This is a genomic window from Sulfurisphaera sp. (genome assembly GCF_059755235.1).
The window spans coordinates 1-3,470 of sequence record NZ_DBPRYF010000022.1 but is presented as its reverse complement, the minus strand read 5'-3'; the positions used below and the strand labels follow the sequence as shown (position 1 = coordinate 3,470).

Genomic DNA, 3,470 nt, shown 5'->3' with positions numbered 1-3,470 from the left:
GAGGAAAATGCAATAAAAGTTCTACAAGCATTCAAAGCAGCTCCAGGGTTCCTTGGAGCAATGATACTGAAAGAGATTGGAGTGTCACCACTTGGGAGTCTTCAACTAAACGCAAAAGGATTTCACCAGATACTAGAGACTGCAAACGGAATGGATGTACCAGAACCAGTAACGATATATGAAGCACCAGAATTTAGGAATAAACCACAGAGATACATAATACACACCGAATGGAGTAACACAGATGCATTAATGTTCGGAATAGGCAGAGTGTTGATTTACCCAGAGGTAAGACAACTTCATGACAAAGTATTAGACACGCTTGTATTCGGTCCGTATATAAGAGTATTAAACCCAATGATGGAAGGAACATACTGGAGAGAATATCTAAACGAATATCATTTGTAAGTTATTATTTCTTTTGCTGTTTTTCTATTTTAATAGAGCGGTAAGCATTAGTTTTAAGATTATTATAACTCTTAAGTATCTCGTTAGATATATTTATAAACGGAAAAATTCTGAATTTTAAATGTGGAAAAGAGGAGTTCATCTTCCATCCTTGATAAATTGGGCTTTGGTCCTCACGATCCCCGTTTAATCCTTCATAAATTCCCAAAATATGGTAGAGTGTTACTTATTTACGATCACGTAAAGTTTGCTGAATCTGATGAATACTTATATCACGAAAGTTTAGTTCACCCGGCAATGACAACTCACGGTTATCCAAGAGACGTTTTAATAATTGGTGGAGGTGACGGTTTAGCTTTAAGAGAGGTATTAAAATGGAGTTCTGTTGAAAGTGTTGATGTAGTTGACAATGACGAACTTATCAACCTTGGAAGAGGGAAGTTAAAAGACTTAAACTTAAATGCTTTTTCAGACAAAAGAGTTAACGTCTTTATAGATGATGGAAGAGAGTTTTTAGAAAGGACAGATAAGAAATACGACGTGATAATAATAGATACTATTGATCTAGAAGTTGATGAAAGTGTATCTAAACTTTTCACTAAGGAGTTTTATTTGATTGCTAGGCAGAAGCTAAAAACTGATGGAGTTCTTGTAAGTAGAGACTCAGAATGTGAAAGCTTGACTTTTGCTAGAATTTATCGCACTTTAGCTTCAATCTTCCCCCTTGTAAAGCCTTATTGTGTTGATATACCGTCAATGGGTAAAGTTGGATTTGTTATAGCTTCGGATTACCGTGATCCTACAACAGTAACTTATGTCCCTCCTTTACAAACAAAAGTCTATAATTCAAGTTTTCACACACAACTCTTTGATACTTATTACAACTATAGGGAAGCTGAAATCATAACTGACTCAAACCCCATAAAACAAGATTATTTCTTTTCAGTAAAATTATACGATGACGAGAAAGTGGTCAAGAGCTCAAGAGTTAGAGTTATCAAAAGAGAAATAGTCTTAGGGGACATGGGTGAAGCTGATGACATAGAAAAGGGTTATTTAGCTGTTACAAACAAAAGGTATTTGTTAGCTACAGTTGATGGTGTTTACTCTTTTACAGAAGCTAAAGTTTATAACTATGTTAAACATTTGCTTATTGGATTTACCATTGAAGGTATAATTGGAACTGTAGCAATTTTAATGACTGAGCCATTTATGCTTGCTGTCTTTCTACCTCTTATAATTATTGTGCCCTCGATATACATTTTATATGAAAGTAGGAAAATAAGGATAAAGGTTGACACTACATTCTATAAAAGTAACTATAAACTGTTGAGTGAGGGAGGAGAAAAGATAGAAACAAAACAATTATCAACAGCAATTTTTTAGGATTCAGAGTCAGAGGAAGTATTATCACTGCTTATGCAAAAACATAATCGGAATAAGACAAATAGGCTGTTTTGAGCAAATTTAGTATAAAGCGCTAAGTACTCTCTAAAACTGTTTATTAGCTCTTTATGGTCTAACTCTGAAAAGCGAGCAGGAAATGTTTTATTAGTGTTAATTCAAAAATTGAAGTTACTCGTTATAATCAAACACGGAACTGTTAGTAAAAGGATATTTTCAGAAAATAATAAAGAAATACATATATAAAAAGATAGAGACAACAGATAGTTTACACATTTTTTATCGTATACCTGCTTATGATTATGAAAATAACGCCAATTATCACTATCCCTAAGCTCCATAAAAGCGATACTGGATTCCCTACAAATGCATTATAAACTGATTGGGATACGTAGGTAGTTGGTTCAAGGTAAGCTAAATAACGGAAAGGCAATGGTATTAAAGTTATTGGGAAATAAACAGGGGCAAAGAAAGTCAAAATTAAGCTTATAACTGACGAGTATTGAATTGCAGCGCTATAGCTCTTTATCAATAAACCTAAAGCCATTCCAAACATAGAAGCCATAAAGATTGAGGCAACAACACCGACAATAAGGTAAGGAATTGATACAACTTGCAAGTGGAGGGAATAAACGCCCACAAGTAAGATGAATACAATCGATAGTATATATAATAAACCTCCACTTAATGCAACACTAATTGCAAAAATCTCTTTAGTAATTCCGGAAGCTATCATTAAAGAGAACCTGCCGTTTGACTTTTCATAACCTATACTTCGAATAACAGTAGTCATAATCCCTGTCGAAACTTCATAAGTTACTGTACCAGCAATAATGTAAGGAGCAAACTCTTTCATGGAAATTATGCCAAAAACAAACACAAGTGCTATTGGGTTAAGTATTGAAATAGTTAAGAAAGCTAATATATAAGCCTTAGTGGTTTTAAGCTGTAGCATAACAAGGTCAGCTAACTCTTTCAACATCCTTCATCACCTGCAAGTAAATTTCTTCTAAGCTTGGAATCCTAACTTCAAATTTTCCCTTTATATCTGAGAGCACTCTCCTTACTTCTTCTTCTCCCTTCACTCTATAAACATTCCCCGTTGAGTAATCAGTAACTTCATACCAATCTGCAAACTTCTCCTTAATCTCTGCTGTAGTCCCTTCAATTATAACTTTTCTGTAAATGAAGTAAATACGGTCAGCTAATTTTTCAGCCTCATCTAGGTAGTGTGTCGTAAGCAACATGCTTTGCCCTTCTTTTTTCATGTCTAGCAAAATTTTCCAAACATCTCTCCTAGCTTGTGGATCTAAACCAGTTGTTGGCTCATCGAGAATAACTAGCTTGGGATTGTTTATCAAAGCCATTGCTATTAGCGTTCTTCTCTTTAATCCACCAGATAAGTCTCTGCCTAGACTGTTTCTTTTCTCTTTTAAACCAAGGAGATCTAGTAGCTCTTCTCCTCTCTGTATGATGTCATTTTTCTCCATCCCCTTGATTTTACCCAAGTAATAAATGTTACCCGAAACTGTGAGATCTTCCCAGGGTTCATCCTCTTGCGGTACAACCCCCATCATTTTCTTTATGTGTCTGTCTGTTGGTTTCTTTCCAAAAACTTTTATTTCACCTCTAGTGGGGGTTAGTTCACCGTAAATTTG

4 protein-coding genes are annotated in these 3,470 nt (G+C 34.9%); 2 read left to right on the top strand and 2 right to left on the bottom strand.

What is annotated here, in order from left to right; translation table 11 throughout:
- Window positions 1–408, top strand: a 408-nt coding sequence (locus AC3OCB_RS02540; protein ID WP_498340630.1) for a sulfur oxygenase reductase family protein, incomplete at its 5' end; no start/stop codon positions are given.
- Between the two features lie 123 nt (window positions 409–531).
- Entirely contained in the window at window positions 532–1,794 is a 1,263-nt protein-coding gene (locus AC3OCB_RS02535) for a spermine/spermidine synthase domain-containing protein (protein ID WP_498340629.1), read from the top strand.
- A gap of 286 nt (window positions 1,795–2,080) precedes the next feature.
- On the opposite strand, the gene AC3OCB_RS02530 is transcribed toward AC3OCB_RS02535, so the two are convergent.
- Together AC3OCB_RS02530 and AC3OCB_RS02525 are read right to left on the bottom strand one after the other, a co-directional pair.
- On the bottom strand, window positions 2,081–2,794 hold the full coding sequence (locus AC3OCB_RS02530) for an ABC transporter permease (RefSeq protein ID WP_498340628.1): 714 nt from the start codon (window positions 2,792–2,794) through the stop codon (window positions 2,081–2,083).
- Window positions 2,775–3,470: ABC transporter ATP-binding protein (locus tag AC3OCB_RS02525; protein WP_498340627.1), on the bottom strand; the 696-nt coding region annotated here is incomplete at its 5' end. The genes AC3OCB_RS02530 and AC3OCB_RS02525, both read right to left, overlap by 20 nt.